This is a genomic window from Lacticaseibacillus chiayiensis (assembly GCF_004123795.1).
GTDB classification, from domain to species: Bacteria; Bacillota; Bacilli; order Lactobacillales; family Lactobacillaceae; genus Lacticaseibacillus; species Lacticaseibacillus chiayiensis.
In genome coordinates this window covers 12,840-34,481 of sequence record NZ_MSSM01000002.1, presented here as the reverse complement: position 1 = coordinate 34,481, position 21,642 = coordinate 12,840, and the positions used below count along the sequence as shown (strand labels likewise).

22 protein-coding genes and 3 riboswitches are annotated in these 21,642 nt (G+C 48.4%); of the genes, 8 read left to right on the top strand and 14 right to left on the bottom strand.

Translation table 11 applies throughout. The features are described 5' to 3' along the window. Nucleotide 1 precedes the first annotated feature (1 nt). Both BVJ53_RS01155 and BVJ53_RS01150 read left to right on the top strand, forming a co-directional pair. Nucleotides 2-538 carry a hypothetical protein gene (locus BVJ53_RS01155; protein ID WP_238150123.1) on the top strand — a complete coding sequence of 179 codons (537 nt, stop codon included), beginning with the start codon at nt 2-4 and terminating at the stop codon, nt 536-538. Then, nucleotides 535-1,458: a conjugal transfer protein gene (locus BVJ53_RS01150; RefSeq protein ID WP_129300788.1), complete on the top strand. Its 924-nt coding sequence runs from the start codon at nt 535-537 to the stop codon at nt 1,456-1,458. The genes BVJ53_RS01155 and BVJ53_RS01150 overlap by 4 nt, the downstream gene beginning before the upstream one ends. Nucleotides 1,459-1,519: 61 nt before the next feature. Here the strand turns inward: BVJ53_RS01150 and BVJ53_RS01145 are convergent, their stop codons facing one another. From BVJ53_RS01145 to BVJ53_RS01115, 7 genes are all read right to left on the bottom strand, one after another. After that, nucleotides 1,520-1,933, bottom strand: a complete 414-nt coding sequence (locus tag BVJ53_RS01145) for a hypothetical protein (RefSeq protein ID WP_129300787.1) — start codon at nt 1,931-1,933, stop codon at nt 1,520-1,522. 131 nt (nt 1,934-2,064) lie between these two features. Beyond that, nucleotides 2,065-2,439 carry a DUF1304 domain-containing protein gene (locus BVJ53_RS01140; protein WP_129300786.1) on the bottom strand — a complete coding sequence of 125 codons (375 nt, stop codon included), beginning with the start codon at nt 2,437-2,439 and terminating at the stop codon, nt 2,065-2,067. 9 nt (nt 2,440-2,448) lie between these two features. After that, nucleotides 2,449-3,105 (bottom strand): DUF190 domain-containing protein, encoded by a 657-nt coding sequence (locus tag BVJ53_RS01135; RefSeq protein ID WP_129300785.1) that lies wholly within the window; start codon nt 3,103-3,105, stop codon nt 2,449-2,451. A 10-nt stretch (nt 3,106-3,115) separates the two neighbouring features. Then, complete coding sequence (locus tag BVJ53_RS01130) at nt 3,116-3,958, bottom strand: metallophosphoesterase family protein (protein ID WP_129300784.1); 843 nt, start codon at nt 3,956-3,958, stop codon at nt 3,116-3,118. Between the two features lie 63 nt (nt 3,959-4,021). Beyond that, nucleotides 4,022-4,083, bottom strand: a riboswitch (Fluoride riboswitch). A 35-nt stretch (nt 4,084-4,118) separates the two neighbouring features. Continuing rightward, nucleotides 4,119-4,688, bottom strand: a complete 570-nt coding sequence (locus BVJ53_RS01125) for a DHH family phosphoesterase (RefSeq protein ID WP_129300783.1) — start codon at nt 4,686-4,688, stop codon at nt 4,119-4,121. Between the two features lie 48 nt (nt 4,689-4,736). Beyond that, nucleotides 4,737-4,796: riboswitch (Fluoride riboswitch) on the bottom strand. Between the two features lie 73 nt (nt 4,797-4,869). Continuing rightward, nucleotides 4,870-5,220 (bottom strand): fluoride efflux transporter FluC, encoded by a 351-nt coding sequence (locus BVJ53_RS01120; protein ID WP_024305594.1) that lies wholly within the window; start codon nt 5,218-5,220, stop codon nt 4,870-4,872. Further along, nucleotides 5,214-5,612, bottom strand: coding sequence for a fluoride efflux transporter FluC (locus BVJ53_RS01115; protein WP_129300782.1), 399 nt, complete (start codon nt 5,610-5,612; stop codon nt 5,214-5,216). The genes BVJ53_RS01120 and BVJ53_RS01115 overlap by 7 nt, the downstream gene beginning before the upstream one ends. A 185-nt stretch (nt 5,613-5,797) precedes the next feature. Then, a riboswitch (Fluoride riboswitch) is annotated at nt 5,798-5,866 on the top strand. A 50-nt stretch (nt 5,867-5,916) separates the two neighbouring features. Here BVJ53_RS01115 and eno point away from each other — a divergent pair. The 6 genes from eno to BVJ53_RS01085 all read left to right on the top strand — a co-directional run bounded on the left by eno (nt 5,917) and on the right by BVJ53_RS01085 (nt 12,222). Then, the gene (gene eno, locus BVJ53_RS01110; RefSeq protein WP_167470147.1) at nt 5,917-7,203 is read left to right on the top strand and encodes a phosphopyruvate hydratase; all 1,287 of its coding nucleotides are present in this window, start codon (nt 5,917-5,919) and stop codon (nt 7,201-7,203) included. 74 nt (nt 7,204-7,277) lie between these two features. Then, nucleotides 7,278-9,551, top strand: coding sequence for an HAD-IC family P-type ATPase (locus BVJ53_RS01105; RefSeq protein WP_129300780.1), 2,274 nt, complete (start codon nt 7,278-7,280; stop codon nt 9,549-9,551). Nucleotides 9,552-9,730: 179 nt separating this feature from the next. Further along, entirely contained in the window at nt 9,731-10,129 is a 399-nt protein-coding gene (locus tag BVJ53_RS01100) for an RNA polymerase sigma factor (protein ID WP_129300779.1), read from the top strand. A 20-nt stretch (nt 10,130-10,149) separates the two neighbouring features. Next, nucleotides 10,150-10,407, top strand: a complete 258-nt coding sequence (locus tag BVJ53_RS01095; protein WP_129300778.1) for a helix-turn-helix domain-containing protein — start codon at nt 10,150-10,152, stop codon at nt 10,405-10,407. A gap of 369 nt (nt 10,408-10,776) precedes the next feature. Further along, nucleotides 10,777-11,025 carry a DUF3173 family protein gene (locus BVJ53_RS01090; RefSeq protein WP_129300777.1) on the top strand — a complete coding sequence of 83 codons (249 nt, stop codon included), beginning with the start codon at nt 10,777-10,779 and terminating at the stop codon, nt 11,023-11,025. A gap of 3 nt (nt 11,026-11,028) precedes the next feature. Continuing rightward, nucleotides 11,029-12,222 (top strand): site-specific integrase, encoded by a 1,194-nt coding sequence (locus tag BVJ53_RS01085; RefSeq protein ID WP_129300776.1) that lies wholly within the window; start codon nt 11,029-11,031, stop codon nt 12,220-12,222. 207 nt (nt 12,223-12,429) lie between these two features. On the opposite strand, the gene BVJ53_RS01080 is transcribed toward BVJ53_RS01085, so the two are convergent. Genes BVJ53_RS01080 through BVJ53_RS01050 form a run of 7 tightly spaced genes read right to left on the bottom strand, consistent with a single transcriptional unit; the run spans nt 12,430 to nt 21,639 of the window. Continuing rightward, entirely contained in the window at nt 12,430-13,614 is a 1,185-nt protein-coding gene (locus BVJ53_RS01080; protein WP_129300775.1) for a GH25 family lysozyme, read from the bottom strand. A gap of 9 nt (nt 13,615-13,623) precedes the next feature. Continuing rightward, nucleotides 13,624-14,070 carry a phage holin gene (locus BVJ53_RS01075; RefSeq protein WP_129300774.1) on the bottom strand — a complete coding sequence of 149 codons (447 nt, stop codon included), beginning with the start codon at nt 14,068-14,070 and terminating at the stop codon, nt 13,624-13,626. Continuing rightward, nucleotides 14,063-14,272, bottom strand: coding sequence for a hypothetical protein (locus BVJ53_RS15280; protein WP_129300773.1), 210 nt, complete (start codon nt 14,270-14,272; stop codon nt 14,063-14,065). Before BVJ53_RS15280 ends, BVJ53_RS01075 begins: the two co-directional genes overlap by 8 nt. Then, a complete protein-coding gene (locus BVJ53_RS01065) occupies nt 14,241-14,639 on the bottom strand; it encodes a hypothetical protein (RefSeq protein ID WP_129300772.1) in 399 nt (132 codons plus the stop codon). Before BVJ53_RS01065 ends, BVJ53_RS15280 begins: the two co-directional genes overlap by 32 nt. Before the next feature lie 12 nt (nt 14,640-14,651). Continuing rightward, nucleotides 14,652-18,737, bottom strand: a complete 4,086-nt coding sequence (locus BVJ53_RS01060; RefSeq protein WP_129300771.1) for a CotH kinase family protein — start codon at nt 18,735-18,737, stop codon at nt 14,652-14,654. Continuing rightward, nucleotides 18,706-20,808, bottom strand: a complete 2,103-nt coding sequence (locus tag BVJ53_RS01055; RefSeq protein WP_129300770.1) for a phage tail protein — start codon at nt 20,806-20,808, stop codon at nt 18,706-18,708. The genes BVJ53_RS01060 and BVJ53_RS01055 overlap by 32 nt, the downstream gene beginning before the upstream one ends. Before the next feature lie 12 nt (nt 20,809-20,820). Further along, nucleotides 20,821-21,639: a phage tail domain-containing protein gene (locus BVJ53_RS01050; RefSeq protein ID WP_129300769.1), complete on the bottom strand. Its 819-nt coding sequence runs from the start codon at nt 21,637-21,639 to the stop codon at nt 20,821-20,823. Between the last annotated feature and the right edge of the window lie 3 nt (nt 21,640-21,642).

Genomic DNA, 21,642 nt, shown 5'->3' with positions numbered 1-21,642 from the left:
GATGATGGATCAAAACGGCATCGGCTACTTTGACTGGATGGATCTCATCACCAACACCTATGACGATGCGCTGCAAAAGGCGCACGTCGATCTCAAATTCGGTGACAACCGTGCATTACGCAATAAGGAACTAGACTTTGCGTCAGGCGAGTGGGAACGCATCAAGTTCTTCAAACAACGCCTGCCCAATACTGACGACCTGTGCCACGTTCTCGACCGCTTCGTTGACCGGATGCCAGAGATGGAATACGGACACCGACGCGAATATCGCCTCGCTGTCGCGCATGAAGTAGCCGTCGATCGATGGCTCAAGGGCAAAGTGTTCGCCCCAGAAGACCGCAAGTATATCCTCGACCGCGAACGCTACTTGGCCGAAGAATATTTCAACAACGACCGTGAACTCGGTCAGTATATCGAAACCGACTATGAAGGCTACAAACGAATCTCGCTACAACGCCTGTTCGTGCGTTTTCTCGATATTTACGATGACTTTTATCGCTGCTATGAAACTAGAAAGGACAAGGTGAACGAACCTTGAGTAAAGACAAAACCCAAAAGAACGGCTGGTTCAAGAAGAAGCCCGGCGCCCCAAAGCCGCCTAAAATTAAACACCGTGGCCTGCGCCGTCCGGTGACCCTGATTTGCTGGGCAGTGTTGATCAGTAGTACCAGCTTCGGTGTCTACAAGAATATGACCGCCATTGACACCCACACGGTGCATGAAGTCCAAGTGATCAAGACCAAGGTGATCGACACGCACGCCTTAGCGACCTTCACCACCGACTTCGCCAAGCTCTACTACTCGTGGCAGCCAAGCCACGAAGCGCTCGACCAGCGGCAGAAAGCCTTGCAGCCATATCTTGTGGAACAACTGCAATCGCTGAACGCTGACACCGTGCGGAGTGACATTCCCACCACGGCCACAGTTAGTGAGGTCAAGGTCTGGGACGTGAGCAAGACAACTAAAGACACGTTCCGTGTGTTATTTACGGTGAAGCAAGACCTCGCCAAAGGCAAAGACAAGAAGTCTGTGACCGGTACTTACACCATTAACGTCATGCAAAATGACAACGGCGATATGGTGGTCACTAAGAACCCAACGATTGCCGCTGAACCAGCAACGGCTCGAATCAAACTGCCAGACACCCAGTCTGACAACTCGGTAGACAGCAGCACCGCAGATGACGTAACCAAGTTCCTCAAAACGTTCTTCGCTTTGTACCCACAAAGTGATCGCAACGAACTCAAGTATTACGTCAAGGATGGCACGCGACCAATCGAACGCAACCTCAAGTTTGTGGAACTTCTAGATCCAGTCTTTCAGCAAACTAAGCGCGGTCTGATTGTCACATTATCTGTGAAGTATCTCGACACTGACAATGATATGAGCCAAGTATCGCAATACAACCTGACCCTCTCCAAGCAGAGCAACAACTGGATAATCACTGACGGCATCTAAAAAAATACCCGGCACGACCTCACGCTGAAACTAGCGTAGCAGGTCGTGCCGGGTATTGTCGTTATTCTGGAATTGTGACAGTGTTGCGTCTGCGGACTTTACGAATGATTAGATAAGGCAGGTAGCCGAAGACGAAGGCTAAGATTGCGACTTTGGTAAGCACTCTACCGATCTGAAACATGACGAAGATTGCTAACGCAGCAACCGCCAGTATAACGACCACTCGCATGATTGAATAGAAGAACCACAGAAACAGTGGCAAGGCAAAATATGCCAACACACAGACTAGCAAGGCTGCTATGATCATTACCCAGCCTTGCATGAAGAATGGGGATAGAACGTGCCACCATAGCGCACCGACCACATCACGAATACCCGTGAACAACGTCATTAGTAACCCGCCAATGATATTGGTAGCGAAGTCAATAAAAGTATCTAGCCCAGCGTTCACGGTTGAAATCAATGTCCCAATCATCAACAAGTACCTCCTCCATTTCGTATTGGAGCTTGAGGATACCAGATGTTGAAGAACAAATGCAAACAGTTCTAACCACACGGATGCCACTTATTGGCTTATCTTTAATGTACAGCGCTTTTATCCTCCAGTTACCCGCGCAACACTACGCCACCACACAATAGTGCTACCACGGCCGGTAACACTTGGATCAAGAATATTTTTTTGGTGACCGTCAGTCCGCCAAAAATACCAACTATCAAAACAAATCCGGCAAGTCCAAGCTGAACCAGTCTCATCACAGCGATATCAGGAACCCCAAACGTTGCTAACAGCGACACACCAAGCATTCCGTTATAGATACCTAAATTCTTCAACGCCACTTGCGCTCCTGGTTGTTTGACAAACGACTTGTCCATCTCAAAGGCTGACGATTGTATATCTGCATCTGCAAACATCTCCAACGCCATGACAATGAGGTGTATCACACCTAGCGCAATCACTAGGCAGGTAAATACTATCGTCATCTTCTACCTCTAATATGGCCCATTGACTAACGCCACTGGCACCGTAAATAATAGCCCATTGTCCGACAAGGGTTTGAGTGTCTCCAGCACTTCCTTTAGGCTCGCACGATCCACCACCGTCTCGATCACGATTGGCAGGTGGTCGCTCTTGTGCGCTGCGGTTTCTTCGTGCACATGGCGGCCGTCGTCATAGCCTGCGATACCGCGGGTGACACTGACCCAGCGCACGTGCATCGCTTGCAAATGCGCCACGATCTTGGTGTAGTGGTCTGGGGCAAAGTGCTTATTGTCTTCTCGGGTAAATAACTTCACGTCATAGTATGCTGCGGTATCGTCCATCTCAATGTCACTCCCTGTCTGTCCTTGAACCGTCGTAATCTGACCGCGATCGTCAACGAGCTGCGTCAGTTCAGCCAAAATTGCCTGCAAGTTGTCGCCGCTTTGTACCGTTTCGATGATCACCGGCAAGTCGTTGCCGCGTCTTGGTTTGCGTAGGCTTTGGCGCATCTCGTTATACTTATTGACGCCCATGATTGTGCGGCGGATCGTGCCGTCGACGATTCCACGCTGCCAGAAATATGCGAAGATCTGCTTCACCAGTTCTTGATGGGTCGGCGTCTGCATGACCTCATCAGTCACCACCCGAATCAAAGTTGCTTCTGTCATCGTTCTCCTCCTACCACGCGTCAGCGGCGATCAAGGCTTGGGCCTTGGTGCCGTAATTATAGGTCATATTTTCTGCGGTCACATCAACGTTACTGTAGCCGAAAGCACCGGTGGTCAACGTCCGCGTATACAACGCCGCATAGGGAAGCTGTTCACGGGTAACTAACCTTAGCTCCTGATCAACGTCGTACGGGAGCACACGGAGCGTCCAGCTGGTGAAACGGCCGGCGTCAATAGTCAACAAGCCATACTGAGCGCGCCCGGCGGCTAATTGCGGCTGCGGTGACGTCGCTAAGCCGACGCTACCGGGGTTCATGATGTAGCGGCCATCAGTAGTTTGACGCATCAGTGGCTGGTGGGTGTGGCCATACAGCGCAATGTCTGCGTCACTGCCGGCCAGCAACGCATCGAAGTTCTGTTGCTTAGCCACAGGTTCTGCTTGATGACCACGGCTGGTGGTCGGCGTTGCGTGAAATATGCTCAACTTCACGCCATCGATCACTAATACTTGATGTAGCGGCCGACTAGCCAACCAACGAAACTGTGTCGCGGTGAGATGCTCGCGGTCAAAAGCCGACGTGATGATCGCCACGACTGCCTTTTGGTTCTTCTCAAACGTCACGAACCGGTGGTGCAACAGGCTAGCATAAACTTCTTCGTGGTTACCGATCACCCACGCCAGCGGTTGGAGTACTTGAAGTGCCTGCACACACGCTGCTGGCTCTGGGCCACGGTTGCCAATGTCGCCCAACACCATGTAATCGGTGGCGTGTTGTTCGTGTGCATCTTGCAGCACAGCTTGCAGGGCACTGTAATTACCGTGTACGTCGGCGATCACTGCGATCTTATGCATCTACTCACCTCCCGGGTCAGAAAGAAAAAACGTCTGCCTCATTACCCCGCTACAGCACAGGGCATTAAGACAGACGTCATCAACAATTAGCTTGTATTAGGGTGAACGTCATCACCATTTCACTTGTTCACCGTCAATATAACATCGTTGCGGACAGAGTTCAAGCGCTTACCCATGCACTGACCCGATCAGCTAATAAGTGACGATCACGCTGTATTCGATCAGCCAGATAAGCCGCAGCCACTTGGTCTTTTTCAGTTGTCGCATCAGCTGTGAGCTGACGGGTATCGCACCAAATTCCCGTCAGCAAAAGCCCTGCTGACAAAGGCGAAAGTATCACGCCACGCTCTTGATAGAGTTCGGTGAGTATCGTGTTGACACTGGCCACAGGTTCGAGACGAATGTATGCCGGATGACTAGCACGAAAACCACTCATCCGGTGATTATCCACGACCGCTACAACGTTGGCTTCACTAATGTCTGGAGCACTCACCGCCAAGTCGTTATGGCCGACCATCACCACACCGCCCGCGGCCCCAGCAACTGCCTTGACCACTAATGGCGGTTCCACTCCCCAGAATTTCACAATGTCCCGCATGACCGGTGACAGCCGCGTATAAGCACTTGGCGCAGCGTCTTTGCCGAATGCGGAGGCCAGAAGCGCGGCGTTGATGACGGCAATGTCAATTCCTATGGTTGATTGCCGCGGGCCGATTGTTAAAATATCCATGTTATCGTCTCCTTCTAGAAAAAAGACACCTAGCCCCGGACTAAATGCCCGAAACTAGGTGTCATTAGTTTAATAACGGTTATGGCGAACACCTTCGCCTATCATGACCGAGGCCAATATAACACCATTATCCATGATTGTCTACGGGTGTCGTTATCGAGTAAGTGAGTACTGCCGTATCTCACCACAGGCTACCCAGCCACACACCGATGGTCAGGGTGACGATCCCGGCTCCCGTCGTGCCAAAATAATACCAAGCAAACGCACGGTAACGCCGGTTGCGCAATAAGATAAACGCGTCAGTCATGAATGTTGAAAAAGTCGTGTACCCACCACACACACCGGTCAAAAGTAGCAGTGACCACGCTTGCGGCAGTGCGCACATCGCCAAAAATCCCGCTAAGAAGGCACCACTAGCATTGATCACAAGCGTCGCCAGCGGCACCCCAGGCCACCAGTTCTTGCCTAGCTGCGTCAGCACGTATCGCATCACGGCGCCGACCCCCGCTCCTAAAGCCACTAACATCACCATGTCTGTCGCCGCCTTCCCCAGGCTTCGGCGCATAAATACCCGCCAAACGCCGCGCCTAAACCAACAAGCAGCTCAAGCAAGAAGATCCCGATCGCATACACCGGCGATTCGCCAACGTGTTTGTAAAGGTTCAGTACCATCGTCGAAAATGTCGTGAACGCGCCGACAAAACCAGTCCCTAACGCCAAAATCAGCCAGCTCGGCAAGTCGATGTACACCGCTAGACCGTATGTGACAAACGCCAGTATGAAGCTGCCCAATAGATTCACCGCCGTGGTGCCGAGCATCGTGTCGGCATCATTGAGCCACAAGCCGATTCCCCAACGGGCGGCCCCACCGAAGCAGCCGCCGATGAACACCGCTAAAATATCTTGGTATCGCAATCGCTGCATTGAACTTCCCCCTAAAACACGGCTACCAAAATACTGGCAGCCGTGTGGTTACACTCATTAAAATTTAATATAACGCCTAGCATTATAGCAAAACGTACAGCTGTAAGACAAGTCCGCCTTTTGCATGAAAATTTGTCGGTCTGGCTTGCGCAAAATTTCGTAAGGGAGTATGCTTTGGGTGTTAAAAGTTAATCGGCGATGACGTTCGCCACTAAAACTAATTGGTAAATCAATTTGATGACGTCTACTGCACAGATTTTGCGTGCAGTAGACGCCATCTTTTTTTACCGGAAGGAGCACAATTATGTCAGTAGTGATTGAATCTGTGAAGGCGCGCGAGATCTTCGATTCCCGCGGCAACCCAACTGTTGAGGCCGATGTTATTCTGTCGGACGGTACGCTCGGCCGCGCGGAGGTACCATCTGGTGCATCGACCGGCGAAAAAGAAGCCGTCGAGTTGCGCGACGGCGGCGACCGGCTCCAAGGCAAAGGCGTCTCAAAGGCCGTGGCCAACGTCAATACCGAGATCAACAAGGCTTTGCACGGCGCCGACCCCTTCAACCAAGCCCACATCGACCAGCTAATGATCGACTTAGACGGCACACCTAACAAGGCACGCCTAGGGGCTAACGCGATCTTAGGGGTGTCAATGGCCACTGCCCGTGCAGCAGCCAACGCCTTGCACACACCGCTGTATCGCTACCTCGGCGGCACCGACTTGGAGCTGCCACAAACGTTCCACAACGTGATCAACGGTGGTGAGCACGCCGACAACGGCATCGATATTCAGGAATTCATGATCACCCCAGTCGATCGTTCCAGCTTCCGTGATGGCTTCGAGAAAATCGCCAACACCTACCACACCTTGAAGAAGGTGATCGAAGAAGCCGGCTACACCACGGGCCTCGGCGATGAAGGGGGCTTTGCGCCTGACCTCAAGAACTCCGAAGACGCCTTGCAGATGCTGCATGACGCCATCATCAAGGCAGGCTACACGCCTGGCAAGGAAATCGCCATCGCCTTTGATGCGGCGGCATCATACTTCTACAACCGCGATACCAAGAACTATGACTTTGAAGGCAAAACCTACACGCCTGCCGAATTAGGCGAATACTACATTCACCTGCTGGACAAGTTTCCAGAAATCATCTCCATCGAAGATCCTTATGGGGAAGAAGACTGGGGCCACTTCGCTGACTTCACCAAGAAGTACGGCGACCGCGTGCAACTAGTCGCAGACGATCCGGTCTGCACTAACCCAGCCTTGATCAAAGACGCCATCAAACAAGGCATGGCCAACAGTATCTTGATCAAGCTTAACCAGATCGGCACGGTCACCGAAACACTGGAAGCGATCCGATTAGCGCGCAAGAACGGCTACACTACCATGATGTCACACCGTTCTGGTGAAACCGGCGACACCTTTGTCGCTGACTTTACCGTCGCCACGAACGCTGCGCAACTCAAGTCCGGCGCCCCGGCCCGTTCCGAGCGTGTGGAGAAATACAACCAACTGTTGCGGATCGAAGAAGAACTCGGCGCTGACGGCACGCGCTTAGCCCACTTCCCTGATTCAGTCGACTTCGACTGATCAGCATTGACCAAACGGCCGAGCACGAATATGTGCGCGGCCGTTTGTTATCTTGCAGAAAGCTGGTGTCTACTATGACCGAAAAAAACGATCTAAACGGCCTCGCCCAAGCCGAAGCTGACCGGCGACTGGCCCGTGATGGCTTCAACGAAGTGGCCGAACCCCCCTTCAACTTTGCCACGGCCATTATCACTCGCCTGTGGGAGCCTAGCGCGTGGATACTCGAAGCGGCGCTGATCATTGAAATCGTGTTAGGCAAGGGCATCCAAGCCGGGTTCATCGTGCTAATGTTGCTCTTTGCCGCGGTCAATGGCGCAATTCAATCTCGCCGCGCCAACACGGTCTTACGCAGCCTATCACATGACTTATCGCCGACCACCGCGGTCAGCCGCGATGGCAAGTGGAAACAGGTGTCAGCCAAGCACTTAGTCGTTGACGACCTCATCAGCCTACGCCAAGGGGACATTATCCCCGCCGACGTGCGTCTGCTGACGGACACGCTGGAAGTCAACGAAAGCAGTATCACAGGCGAAGCCAAGGCCGTCAACCGCACCCCTGGTGATACCGCCTATGCCGGCACCGAAGTCCTCTCCGGCAATGCCTTAGCGATCGTCACCGCCACCGGTGCTAATAGCCGCAGCGGCAAAACGATCAGCCTGATCAACCAAAGCTCGGCGCCGGGCCATTTGCAGAAGCTCTTGGGCAAAATCATCGGCTATCTAGCAGCACTCGATGCGGTGTTGGCCGTGCTATTGATCATCGTGGCCATTGTCCGCCATGAAGACTTGGTCGCCATGCTACCGTTTCTGGCAATGCTGTTCATCGCAACGATCCCAATCGCCATGCCATCGAGTTTTGCCGTTGCTAACTCGGTCGAAGCCAAGGTCCTGAGCACCAAGCGCGTCTTAGTTTCCGACCTCACCGGGATTCAGGAAGCTGCCAATATGAATGTGCTACTCGTGGATAAAACCGGCACGATCACTGCCAACAAACCCGCTGTGGTGGCCTTCTACAACTGGTCAACGCTCCCAGACGCCGACGTGACCCAACTGGCGATCAGTGCAGCAGATACGCGCAATGCCAGCGTGATCGACGCGGTGCTATTCAACTATGCTCAAGCACACAACATTAAGGCCTGGCCTCAGCATGAATTCACGCCGTTCACCTCCGGTATCGGCTACTCCCAAGCCACCGTGGTCACCGATAGCGCCACCGTCAACGTGAAACTCGGGGCATTGAAAAAATTGGCGACGCTGGCCACCAACCACCCAGACTTATCGGCGGTCAACTTCGCCGAAGGCCGTACGGCAGCCGTGGTCGTTGATTCACAACTAATAGGCTTGTTCGTACTCCAAGACCAACCTCGGGCAGATTCCGCAACTGCCATCAAGGCTCTGCAGGCACGCGGCGTCAAAGTGATCATGCTGACTGGCGATAACCAAAAAACTGCCGCCGCGATTGCCCAAGCAGTTGGGCTAAACGGTGAGGTGCGCTCGTACACCGAGGTTAATGTCGGGACCAAAATTGCAGACCTCGCAGGCATCGCCGACGTGACCCCAGAAGACAAATTGGCGATGGCCAAGCGTCTACAAGGTGAAGGCTATGTGGTCGGTATGACCGGCGACGGGGTCAACGACGCACCCGCCTTGAAACAAGCCGACGTTGGTATCGCCGTTGACAGTGCCGTTGACCTCGCCAAGCGCTCGGCGCGCATGGTCTTGCTAGCAGACGGCCTAACCCCGATCATCGAGATCCTAGATGCCGGCCACCGCGTCTATCAACGCATGATGACCTGGACGATCACCAAGCTTTCACGCACCGCGGAGCTGACACTCCTGCTGACATTAGGTTATCTGATTCTCCACTTCATTCCGCTGACCTTAAACGCGATGATCCTGGTCGCGATACTGAATGATTGTGTGACCCTTGTGCTCGGCACTGACCTCACGACGATCACCTACCAGCCAGAAAGCTGGAACCTGGCCAAACTTAGCAAGATTGCTGGCATCTTGGCCATAGGCTGGTCAGCGGTCGGCTACGGTTGGCTGACTTGGTTGCAACGGCTTGGTCTAACGACTGGACAAGTCAGCACCGGCCTTTACGTCTATCTGATTTTTAGCGCGATGCTGACGATCCTGATGACCCGCACTCAAAAGCCGTTTTGGGCTAGCAGACCCAGTCGTGCCGTGGCAATAGCAATCGGCTGCAACTGCGCATTGACGCTGGTTCTGGCACTGACCGGCTGGGGGATCGCCGCACTCAGTCCCGCCTTGATCGGCCTAGCAATCGTGATCACTTTGTTAACGGGCATTGTGCTGACGGCGATTCGATTTGCGGCACACATCTAGCGAACTTTCACCAGATCCACACCGCTCCTGAACCCATTGGCCAATGTGTATTGGCTAATGGGTTTTTTGCTTTCCTACGATTTTAGTTACCTAATTTAACGTTTTGGTTTCACCGCCACGCTCAAATTCGGTCTGTATAAGTGTAACTAATTTTCTGCAAATCTAGGGAGGCTGTATTCATGAGTAGTGAGCGTGAAGTGTCAAAAATGTTTGTCCGATATATGCAACGTGTGCTTCGTAACGAGCGAATCAACATTTACCGAAAGCACCTCAGAGATGTTAAGGAAACGCCGCTTGAGGACTGGTTATTAGAGGAAATCGTCGAACCATCCCATCTATCTGACTTTCTTCTGACCGAAGACGAAGTTGCCCATCTCGAATCATTCATCGAAAATGAGCGCCTTGCCAACGCGGTTGCAACCCTCTCTACACCTGATAAGATGGTGTTGTATCAATACTACTATTCCGAACTGAACGACGTAGAAATTGGCAGTCATATTGGCAAAACTAGTCAAGGCGTGAACAAAAGGCGCCGCCGGGCACTTTTACGCATTAAGAAGGCATACGAAAACATGTAGTGAATACGGAGGAGTGTTCGATGCATTATACAGAGGTCGATAACCTGATCCCGGTTATCTTGGCAGCGCAGGACGGAGACGACGAGGCAATGTCCCAACTACTCGATATGTTCAGCCACGATTTCGATCGCGAGGCTGCATACGGAAAAAGCTATGTCGATCCCGATTTAAGGCAAGAGCTTCAAATCAAGTTTGTATTTAGCATTCAGCGCTTCAATGTTGCTGAACACTTAGAGCAACTGCCTACACCGTTAAGTTCAAGATTTTGTCGTAAATAACTCGTTTCAAATTTTTTATGGTTTTGGTTTCATCTGGACCCGTTCCCGCTGTCTGTATATACAGAAGCGGGATTTTCTTTTGTCCGCTATGTCCTTTGACAACCGAATAGAATCATTCAACAACGAAGGCTCCGCAACGCCACGACCTCCCACGAGCGAGCGATTAACCCAGTGAGCCGGACACTTGCACGTCACCCTGACGAAACAAGGGAGAGAGGATCGTATTTAGTTCCTCGATAGCCGGTTGGGACCGGGCTGAATGATGACGAATCACTTTATTATTTTTTGCACTAGGTATTGTTGCACGTAACTTTTGGATGGTAGACTGGAGCATCGGTACGATCCGTGCTCCCCAGAAAGGAGAAGAATATGGTTCACGTGATCACGATGACGAAACACGAACTGATTGCTCTTGGGTATGGTGCCTCACGCGCACAGGACATTATTAGACGCGCTAAGCTGCTGATGGTGCGCAAAGGTGTTCCCTACTACAAAAGCCCGAAGCTCGGACGCGTACCGGTAACTGCTGTTGAAGAAATACTGGGTCTCCAAATTAGCACGCGCACGTTGGCAGAACTCGCCAAAACCATGCACTCCGAAGCACCAAAGGAGAAATAAAACATGGCTACAACTAAAGACCCAATCAAAACACGCAAGAATGGTACTTTCTACTTCCGCGCTTACCTCGGTGTTGACCCTAAAACAGGCGAGAAGATCCAGAAGCAGGTTGGTGGCTTCACGACCCGTCGTGATGCACGCAAAGCCTACAAGGAAATGGTCGGTGGCGGTGTAGAGGAAGTTGTCGCGGAACGTGACCAACAACACATTCAATTCAAACAATTCTGGGAAGAATTCTTTCTTCCGTGGTACAAGAACCAAGTCAAGCCGCAAACCTTCGACAGTCGGCGTTCCAGTTTGAAGCACTTCAAGATGTTTGAGCACATGTACATGGACAAGATTAAGCCGGTGGACATACAGAAATGGCAGAACCAAATGACCTGTCAAGTAAGTAAAAGCTACACCCGATTAGTCCAATGCATGCTATCGCGCGTCTTTCAACGAGCCATTGTACTCGACTTCATGAACGAGAACCCTACTAAGACTGTCGGCAACGTCAAGAAAGTGAAGAACCAAGTGGACTTCTGGACGAAGGAAGAATTCGAGGCGGTCATTAAGACCTTCTATATCGAAGACTTCTACCAGCACTTCTGCTTCTTCACCCTGTGGTTTCTGTTTATGACTGGTATGCGCATCGGTGAAGCAACCGCCCTGCAATGGGACGACATCGACTTTGAGGAAGGCACAGTTCGGATCAACAAGACGCTGTGGTTACGCAGCTACACGAACTACTCCTTCTCCACACCGAAGACCAAAGCCAGCAATCGCACGATTCCACTGGACGCAAAAACGCTTGAGCTTCTCTCCGATTGGAAGAAAGCACAAGCGCTTGAGTGTAAAACTGATTTTGTTCTATCGTTCAACGGCGTTCCTACTCGCCGCGATCTGGTCATGCGAATCATTAAGCGGCATGCAGCTCTGGCAGGAGTACATCGCATCCGCGTTCATGCTTTACGGCATTCACATGCTTCGCTATTGATCAGTCTGGGTGAGAACCCACTGGTGATTAAAGAACGCCTCGGTCATGAAGATATTCAGACGACGCTCGGAACTTACGGGCATTTATATCCGAATATGAACTTCGAGGCCGCCAAACGGCTGAATGGTCTAGTCGAAATTTCGACCGCTAAATCAGACGTAGCGCAGGTTCAAAACAACGGTGTTACCGCTGGACTTGCACCAGAAGTTGCACGATAGTTGCACGAACGGGTTAGGCAGTCATCAAAACGCTGATATACCGGCGTTTATAAGCCGATTCTGTCTATTCCCACTCAATCGTTGCATTTATTGACCTAATAGCTTTTGAATATATGTGTTCCATTTTCTTTCCATATTTTGGTTAAATTTCGCATTTTATGCACAAAAAAAGCCCTCCACCCGCGTTAGCGAGCAGAGGACTATTTGTTACCTGATATATAGGCTTTCACCTGGATGAATGACGCTGTAGATTGATTTGCCGTTGTTAGCGGCTAACGTGTACATGCTGATGCCATACTTTCTGGAAGTGCTCCAGAAGCTGTCACCATAGCGGACTGTGTAGTACGTGTGGCTTACCAGCGAAGTATATCCAGACGAACGCGAGCCATAGCTCTCCCCACCATTCACGCCCAAGGCAACATAACGATACCTGCCTGAGTAGCTGAGATAACGTGCCCAAACATATGTGCCACGGATATACACGTGATCATAAATCACACTTTCACCGGGTGCATAGCTACCAACGGATGCATATCCGGTACCAGCACCGGTGCGGATGTTAACAGTCGTGGAAGGTTTGAAAACACCAGTTTGCGCATAGTCGGTATCACTGGCTGCATTCGATTTCGCTGGTTGGCTTGGTGCCGGTGTTACAGGCACCGACGGAGTTGCTGGCTGCTTCGAGTATCCATTATCGGTCACACCAAGCAGATCAACGTTACCATCGAGGCCTTGCGACAGCCCAAATGCGCTCGTGTACTGCCAAATAGCTACCCCATCCATACTCGGGAAATAACCGTAGTCTGGTTTGGTAGTTGGTAGATAATCACGGTAAGCAGCAATCCAAAGGCTGTTAGGAAATTCTTTCAGGATACGCTGATAATCGACGTGTGCCAATGTATATGGCTTGTAACTGTAATACATGGGCGTGTAGCCTTCTGAACGAATGCGCCGCATGCCAGCTAAAATTGCATCCGTATTAGCTGCCATATTGCCAGAAGCACCATCTTCGTAGTCCAAAGCAACGATGCTTCCCTTTGGTGTCTGCGCTTTGATACGAGGCATATAACGGTCAAGTGCTTCTAACCCCAACTGGCTACTTGCACCAACACCATACCAGATGTAGCTATGCACACGTTTTCCTGCTGCCTTGGCACTGGCAATTTGGCTATCGTACGTCCACTGATCGATGTAAGTGCCACCGTAAGTGCCACCAATCTGAGCGATGACGAACTTATCTTGATCGGTGCCGTATCGTCCACTTGCTCCCTGATACTTTGACCAATCAGGTCCCTGATCACCCTTTGCCGCATTGACATGTGATGGCAGGGCAAAAGAAATAGCCGCCAAAAAGGCGACTACCAAAGTAATTAGTTTAGTTTTAAATTTCATGGGCCCTCCTTATTTCTGTGGAGCAACAGAATCCGGTGCCATTTGAGCCTTAACTGCATCTGCTGCTGTTTGAGCTGCGGCAGCTACCTTGTCTTGATTAGATGCTTCCTGATCAACTGTCTTTTGTGGATAGGTTTCTGCTAGGCTGTCTTTCAAGTCCGCGTAGGACTGTTCAACTGCGTTGGCAATTGTCTGCTCGTCTGTGCTGGTGAAGCCAAGCGACTTCAAACCATCTTTAACTGCTTGAATGGCAGTCGATTTCTTGACCGCACCATCAATCGCCTGTGTCACACCGAGCTGTTCTGCCGCAGTTACGGCCGCGTTTGCCAATGGGCCTAATACCTTTACCAAAGTGAGTGCCTGCTTGTTAGCCAGCAACTGTTTTGAAATCCAAGCCCCAATGATTGGGACTGCTGCTACTGCAAGTGATACTACAAGATCTGTCCAATTATTCATGATTGTTTTCCTTTCTGAGGCGTTCATTCTCACGTCTCAAGCGGTCATTTTCTGCGCGTAATCTGTCATTCATATCCTCAAGCTCATCATGCCTGTTTTTCCGTTTACCCTCGCGGTATGTCAAGTAGGCAATAACGGCCGATGCTATACCGGCAATGTATGGAGCAGAATCAACTATTGCTTTGGTTATCGCTGCTGTCACGGCTGTCACTCCTTCGCGCCAGAATCAGCACGAAGGCTGTTATGATCGCATTGCTGATCCAACATGTGTAGATTCCAGTTGAGATTGTTGTCAGGAATTGAAGCATTGTCAGGAATGACATCAAAAAACTGGTAGTTGTGAGCAACATACGATTGATTACTGCCGACTGTTCTTCCCATAGCACCCAACCCCCAATTCCGAGTCCGTCAACAACAAACAAAAACCCCACAATGTCATCGTTTAACCAGTCAGAGTAGTGTGGGGGCCAGATGAAATAATGGTCATTGATGATTAGAAACAAACCAATGGCAACCATGCCAATGGCGAGTGCTGCGTGTGTTGGGTGATCTCTAATTTTATTTAGCATTGTCATCACCTCCTAACTCAAGAGTGGCGCAATAAATGCCGCAAATTGAGTATCAACAAGCTTGAAGCGGTCATAGACAATGCTTTGCAGATATTGGTAATTTACAAGGCGTCCTGCAATAGGCCATTTTGCTACTTCTTTATTGTAGTTAGCAATGCCAATATGAGACCCATAATCTGTGAAGCGCTTAATGATGTTATCTTCACGCATGATGGTTTTGCGCAATTCATAATAACGATCATTTAGCTGTTGTGGATAAGCCTGTGCAATCAGATCAAAATACTTGTTATGAGTTGTTCCAAATCGCATTTGGACAACTGGGAAAGCATTAACATTTGTATCTGCACGGCCAATTCCGTTGTAGTCATTGAAGAACATCTGGTCAAGATCATATGGTATGACAGTGAAGTGATCGCCGTTGTCCCACGTTACCCATTCCAGATTGCGTCCACATGAATCAACGCTGCCCATCAAGTTGTAGAAAATAATGTAATCAATTGCGGCTTCAACAGATGTTTGCAAAGTGTTAGCTTTGAACGTCTCAATATTACCGTCATTGACCATTTTAACAAAGGCATTGAACTTAGCTTTTTGGTCATCTGTTAAGGTGTCAGGAATATTAGGCTCAAATTCAACTTCAAGGCCATCTCCTGTACCATCGCCCCATTTGGTGACTGCTGGAGCTTGGAACATAGCTGCGCCTTTTTCGCTTTCACCTTCAATAACAAACTTGGTTGTATCTTTACCATCGACACCATACGTAGCTTCTTTAGCACCGCTCCGGAAGAAATATAACCCTTGGTAATTATCGTTGAAGTACAATTCAACTGGTTTGCCATAGCATTGACCAAGATAAGCTGTGCTGTTCAAATCTGGAGAGAACGTTTTTCGCGAAGCCGCAAGATCGTGCATGATTTCATTGCCAATGTTATCAAGCGATAAGGTAGGATCGTTGTAGAATGCTTTCAAAACAAAATCACTTGCTGGTGCAAACTTAGGGTCTATCTGCATTGGCAATTTGGTTTTCATCGTAGCATCGGTGTACGGCTTAAACTTGTAAGATTTTTTAGGTAGGCTTTGCGAAGACTGTCCTTGCCACGAAGTTTTGGTATAACCGTTGATAATATACGTTCCATCTTGGTAAATGAACCGGTTAGTTGTTTTGTCAGTACCACTTGCTGGTACATCACCATATAGCTTTACAATCGGCAAAGCGTTGGCATTATTAGCCGTGCCTGAATTTTTGTCATCAGAAGAAGCATTAACTTTGTAAAAAGAAAAGTCGGACAAATGATATGACATTTTATCCGTTGGCATATCATTGTGCAAGCCAATGTTGGCAGAAACGGCTTTGTTATTTGATAACTGATTCAATGCTGGAATGATAACATCAACTGTTTTTGGATCGCCTGCCACGATTTTAAAATTAGCAAGAATGTAATGACTAATGTAGTTACCGTCAGCGGCTTGCATATCAACAAATACGCTCCAACTGCTTGTTATATCAGTAGCAATTGTTGTCTTAAATTCGGTTGGGTTATCAAACATGTTTGGAATATCAGTCGGTCGCTGGTTAAATGCAATATCGCTGTTGATACCTGTTTTTTCCGAGTGGATATGCAAAGCAGGACGGTTGTCATAATATTCAAAATCTTTTGAAACGTCGTTTTGAATGAATAAGCTGTTGCCACCGTAACGATTAAAAGTATTCGTAGTAAAGATAGCATCAGGGTCGTTTACATCATTAGGAACGTTCTTAAGAGATAAATCGGACATCATAAGAACGAAGTCCTTGTCATTATTATCAAAGTTAATGACAAAATTAATTGCTGAAACCGTAGACATATCAATACTTGCAACGTTACTGATGATAGGCATTAAGAATTCAATGTTACTGTCAATTGAAGCAAGAAGCTGTTTTTTTCCTAATGGAATTGTAACGTTCTTTGTTGGATCATTGTCAATAACATCAATTCGCATTGTAAGTGCTGTTTGTTTTGTTGCATTGGCAATGAATTTGAGTAACAATTGTTGCCAGTTAATCGTATTGGTTTTATCCATATCTGCTGGATTTGCAAAATGGATCATAATATCTCGGTTGCCATTAATGTTGTTTTGGTTAGGGTTGATAGTCAGCCAGTCAATCCCATCTGTGTGGTTATGAGCAATGTAAAGACCATTACCACACTTGAGGTAACCTTGTTCAAGAATTTCTTCAATTGAAGTAGGCAGATAGTTTTTGCCAGTCGCTTCTTCACGTGCTTGACGAGTGTCAATTCTAATATCGTTGACCCACATATCAGTTGCAGAAAGATTTGAAATGACAAAATCAATAATCGTTACATTGGCAAGATTGACAAGGCCAAATGTATTTAACTTAGGAATAACGAACGAAAGATTGCTCATTTCTTCTGCGGTTAAATGCGCATATCCAAATGTAACACGTTGAACGTTGCCATCGTTCGTGAAGACGTCAACTGAAAGTTTAACATCAGTGTCTGCTTTAACGTATCCGTTGAACTCATAGCGGTGCTGATGATTAAGCAAGTCTTGTAAAAGTTCAGGACGCTTGCCAGCATCAATTGTTGAAAAAACATCATACCAGCCGTTGCTACCAGTATAAGTGAATTTAGCGAAACGTTTACCATTCAAATCAGCATAAGAGAAATTACCATTGTTACATTGAAGCTCGTTTACCTTATGCGTTAATAATCCCTGGTCGGGAAACAAATTGTGCATTTTGTTGACTTTGTACGCAAGCGGCTGATCGTCAGTCAAATTAGTTGGCAACGAAAACCGTGTAATTTTGCACAAGCCAATGTTGTAATCTACCGAATCGTCAAGCGGTGATAAGCCAATATTAACGCTCGTAACTTCCAAGCCTTGCGGATTTACTTCGTTTACTTGTGGCGTCATGACATGAACATGATGATGAATGCCTGCTTCTAGCGTTAAATTGTGCTTGAGTACCGTTCGGTAAATGCCAGTTGCCGTCACTAAATCCATGAACACATCAAAACGCAAAGCACTTTGAGATAAAATATCAAAACTGAAATCGAACGCTTCGTATGCCAATGAACCTAAACGTTGGTCTGCCTTAGTCAAGGTAAAGTAAGCGTCCATGTTGCCATCGCCACTCTTGCGATCACCAATGACGTTAGCGAAGTCCATTCCGTCGGTGTAAACCCACTTTTTGGAAGCGGCAGAATTAACTATCAAGGCGCTAATATCGCCATCTACAAAATAGCCATTATTGATTAAGTTATCGGAGTTCAGTATATACTGACGAATTGCATCCTTTTGATTGTCAGCAATCCCAGCAGATTGATAAACACCGGCATCTGTCCATGTTCCATTTGTCCAGATGTACTTGTGCCCGTTATCGGCTGCCACCATGATCCCGTTGGCACCATTCGGATATTTTGCTTGAATTGCAGCAAGATCAGCAAAAGCCTCTGGTATAGATACAATTCCAGAAACTGAATTGTCAGTGTATGCTTTGGATTCCGTCAGTGTAGCTGAATCACCATAGCTTGAAAATTCTTTTGCACTAGCTAGTGTCGCAGCGTCTTTGCTGTCAGTCTCGGATTTGTTGTAAAAGTTTCCCTTGCTGTAATTTTTAATGATCGTATTAAAATCGATTTGTAATGCGTCCATTTTATCGCTTAGTGAATTGAGCGTGCCATCGATTATTGTTATATAGTCCTGAGCCTGTTTTTGTGTAATGTCAATTGCCGCAGAAACGACAAAAGGAACATTGAACGTTGATTCTGATCCCGAAGCATCAGACAAACTAAAATAGGCAGTATTAATTTTTCCAGCGACAGATGCAAGAGCATTTGGAACTTGATAAGTGAATTCACCGCCTGAAACATTAACGATGCTAAACCCCGTACTATCAGCGATTACAGCTTGACCATCAGCCGTGTTAGCTTTGAACATTGGTGTAAGGCCGCTAAGAGACACTGGAGCGCCATTGTCCATCAGCGTGGCATCAATCACCACAGCACCCGTTTTGTCCCCCTGACGCAAATATACAGGCTCAGGTGCGATGGCATTTTTTGAATCAAGAGTTACTTTGTAAGTTCTGATTGCCATTGGGTATCAGTCCCTCCATTTTTTCCAAATCTTCATAAGTGTCTTTTGTATCAACGAGGCGCTGATCCTCAAACCCTCGACGCTTACCTTTCAGTTCCCAACCAAATGCTGAATCAGAACTATCTGACGAAACGATGAAGTAGTCCTTGCCACGTTCGGAAACCCAGAAATGCGCATCACTGTAAGCTGTCAAGAATACTTGGTAGGGCTTATCCGTGTTAATCAAATCAAAAACGAGTGGATCAATGTCCACTCGCACTGTTTTGTCTTCTCCCGTTTTACTCTCGCCAATATCACCGACATAGTTTTCTGCCAGCTCATATGCAGGCGTGGCACGAAGGCCATCACGTGTAACCTGCACAGCGTTTTTAGATCCGCTGTATACATTGAAATTTCCCCACACATCAGTCTCAGAACTCGTGACGGCGAGGCGTGCAGTCACAACCCCAGTTGATGGGTCGGTTGCCCCAATGTTGACCTTTTCCAGAGAGGAAAGCCACAGCTTGTTTTCGGCATTAATCGAGCCCCCGCCAGAGAAGTTAAGGTCGGAATCTATCTTAGCGTTAATCTGAACCAGCGGCTTACTTTGCGTCGAGGTCGTAGGAATGGTGATAACGCCGACACTTGTACCGTTGCCGTCTGTTTGTGCCAACCTGAGCGTGTTACCGTCATGGTTATTGATGTCAGTACCGGTTATCATTTGGTTGATACCGCCGATTAGTTGACTACCCTTGTACAGCTCCATAGCTCCACCTTTTAGGCGAATCATGTAGTGGCTTTTCGGGTCTTCCGTTTCGTAGGTGATACCAGAAATGAGGTTACCGAATAGCCGATCAGCGACCACACCATCGGCAGTGACGGCGCTTTTGAATGTTTGACCACCATCAGTAGACACGCCCAGACCAGCACTATTGAGAATCACAACTTTGTTTGAGTCCGACTTGTCAACAGCGATTATTCCTTGATCAGTGAACCTGAGTTCTGTTCGTGCGGCAAGAAGACTGTTTGTTGCAAGCTGGACTTGAGATGTTAGCCATTCATTAGGCACTGGAATCTTGCCGGCAGCTACGTTAGACAGTGTTGATTGTGATGTCTTCTGCTGTTCTGAAAATGACAGGCTACCACATTCAACTTCCGTTTTGGTTCGTGTGCCGCGAATGTCATAATCACTGGTTACTTTGATGATTCGAACCTTATCACTGAAATTAAGGCTCTCATCAATCACCGTAATGTAGTCACCGGGGTTTGCCATCGCGTATTTGTAGCCGACAGATTGTAGATCAACGAGGTTAAGCGTGAGCGAAATTGCCCAGCTCTTGTCAACTTTATCTTTCACAGCAGCAAGCAAATTGTCGGCAACCGTATAGCGCTCGTCAGCAACCGGTACCGCTTCAATTGCACCGAACTTTGGATAATAGTAATCATATAGCGGCGATTTGTACTCAACTTCTAAGCGTTGGCTTGTGGTGTCGTTTGGCTTGCTGTATGCACCATATCCACGGCCATAGGTGGCAAAATTGGTGTTATCCGTTTGAATCTCTGCTGTGTCAAGATTGAACTTTTTGCGGACAACGGTTGACAGGTCTGATCCCATAGCTGGGACAACATGAACCACTGTGCCATAAACAGAGAACTCAACGTTTGCTTGATCGATGATGTCATTGAACAGTGTCAGGCGATCAGACATGCCCCAATCTTGTTTTTCAAAAGCTGTAACCGAGGCCGTGTTGTCGTACGTATAACCAGTTCCAGCAAACAAAGCATCAAGATAAGCTGCAAACGGGTGCGACCCATTCCAAGTCTCGTAGAAACCGGTCTTGCTCATCTTGTAGAAGAATGCCTGAACCGCGCTGAAGGTGATTGTGTTGTCCTTGTCATTCTTGGTGTAGGTCACAACAACGTAGTCTTCATCAAGGAAAGACAGCGTCCATCCTTTGCTGATGTTGTCTTTGACGTCTTGGCCAAAATAAATTGTGCCAGAGAGGGACTTCTCGCCATTCACTGCATCTGTCTTCTCGATCTCGCACTGGGCCTGATATTCATTATTCTCAACGTCTGTGAATGTAATCAATAATCACGCCTCCTATGCGTACAAATTTTGGAAGCCAAGGATCTTGACGGTCCCAGGAACGTTGCATGTGATTCGGTTTGGCTTATCTGGTTGCAAAATAAAATAGGCCTTGTTCGTCTTGCTGACGATGCTTAGCCCATTTTGTGTGTAACTAAATCCGTTCAATAAGATCACGTCTCCAGCGGCAACAACGTTGCTAGACGTCAGCTCAGTGTCATCGATTTTGAACGACAATGACGAAGCTGAACCGGTCGCAGTTAGCTGAACGGTGAACCCTTGTTCGAGCTGATTGCATGGAACTGTCCCTCGGTATGGGACGTTGCTGCTAACATCAATATTGGCCTGTGGCGTTTCGCCGTAAGGCAACTTAATTGTCTTAAATTCGGCAGTTAGCTTATATAAAAGTGTCCCATTGACGTTGCCAACCAGCTCCATCTCAGGAGCCTCTGTATAAACTAGAAACCGCTTGTGGGACGGATAGTCGCTCAGCCTATCATAGTACCCACCAGACGTCTCACCCGGCCGTTCCATCGCCACACTGGGCGTTGTTTTTAGCTGGGTGATATAATACCCGTCTGGGTCTGAAAGTAGCGCATACAACTTCTCACGAAGTATTTCTTCTTCGTCCATGTCGTCAGCACGGTAGTAACCAGTAATGTTGATTGTCTTGTCTTTATGCCAGCCTCCAAAATCAATATTGCCATTCCGCTGATCAAGTTGCATATTGTTTCGAGTGACTGATGGTGCCGATTCCTCAAATTCAGTAATCAGTACCTTATATTGGCTCAGGTAGTATCGGCTACCATCAAGCTTTTCAACTAATAGGTCCATGTA

Bases quoted from the DNA above. Each gene is read 5' to 3' on its own strand.
- BVJ53_RS01095 (WP_129300778.1), top strand. From the start codon at position 10,150: ATGCATTATACAGAGGTCGATAACCTGATCCCGGTTATCTTGGCAGCG.
- BVJ53_RS01130 (WP_129300784.1), bottom strand. From the start codon at position 3,958: ATGCATAAGATCGCAGTGATCGCCGACGTACACGGTAATTACAGTGCC.
- BVJ53_RS01105 (WP_129300780.1), top strand. From the start codon at position 7,278: ATGACCGAAAAAAACGATCTAAACGGCCTCGCCCAAGCCGAAGCTGAC.
- BVJ53_RS01145 (WP_129300787.1), bottom strand. From the start codon at position 1,933: ATGATTGGGACATTGATTTCAACCGTGAACGCTGGGCTAGATACTTTT.
- BVJ53_RS01100 (WP_129300779.1), top strand. From the start codon at position 9,731: ATGAGTAGTGAGCGTGAAGTGTCAAAAATGTTTGTCCGATATATGCAA.
- BVJ53_RS01115 (WP_129300782.1), bottom strand. From the start codon at position 5,612: ATGCAGCGATTGCGATACCAAGATATTTTAGCGGTGTTCATCGGCGGC.
- BVJ53_RS01050 (WP_129300769.1), bottom strand. From the start codon at position 21,639: ATGGACCTATTAGTTGAAAAGCTTGATGGTAGCCGATACTACCTGAGC.
- BVJ53_RS01065 (WP_129300772.1), bottom strand. From the start codon at position 14,639: ATGCTAAATAAAATTAGAGATCACCCAACACACGCAGCACTCGCCATT.
- BVJ53_RS01090 (WP_129300777.1), top strand. From the start codon at position 10,777: ATGGTTCACGTGATCACGATGACGAAACACGAACTGATTGCTCTTGGG.
- BVJ53_RS01125 (WP_129300783.1), bottom strand. From the start codon at position 4,688: ATGGATATTTTAACAATCGGCCCGCGGCAATCAACCATAGGAATTGAC.
- BVJ53_RS01155 (WP_238150123.1), top strand. From the start codon at position 2: ATGATGGATCAAAACGGCATCGGCTACTTTGACTGGATGGATCTCATC.
- BVJ53_RS01140 (WP_129300786.1), bottom strand. From the start codon at position 2,439: ATGACGATAGTATTTACCTGCCTAGTGATTGCGCTAGGTGTGATACAC.
- BVJ53_RS01120 (WP_024305594.1), bottom strand. From the start codon at position 5,220: ATGGTGATGTTAGTGGCTTTAGGAGCGGGGGTCGGCGCCGTGATGCGA.
- BVJ53_RS01085 (WP_129300776.1), top strand. From the start codon at position 11,029: ATGGCTACAACTAAAGACCCAATCAAAACACGCAAGAATGGTACTTTC.
- BVJ53_RS01135 (WP_129300785.1), bottom strand. From the start codon at position 3,105: ATGACAGAAGCAACTTTGATTCGGGTGGTGACTGATGAGGTCATGCAG.
- BVJ53_RS01060 (WP_129300771.1), bottom strand. From the start codon at position 18,737: ATGGCAATCAGAACTTACAAAGTAACTCTTGATTCAAAAAATGCCATC.
- eno (WP_167470147.1), top strand. From the start codon at position 5,917: ATGTCAGTAGTGATTGAATCTGTGAAGGCGCGCGAGATCTTCGATTCC.
- BVJ53_RS01080 (WP_129300775.1), bottom strand. From the start codon at position 13,614: ATGAAATTTAAAACTAAACTAATTACTTTGGTAGTCGCCTTTTTGGCG.
- BVJ53_RS01075 (WP_129300774.1), bottom strand. From the start codon at position 14,070: ATGAATAATTGGACAGATCTTGTAGTATCACTTGCAGTAGCAGCAGTC.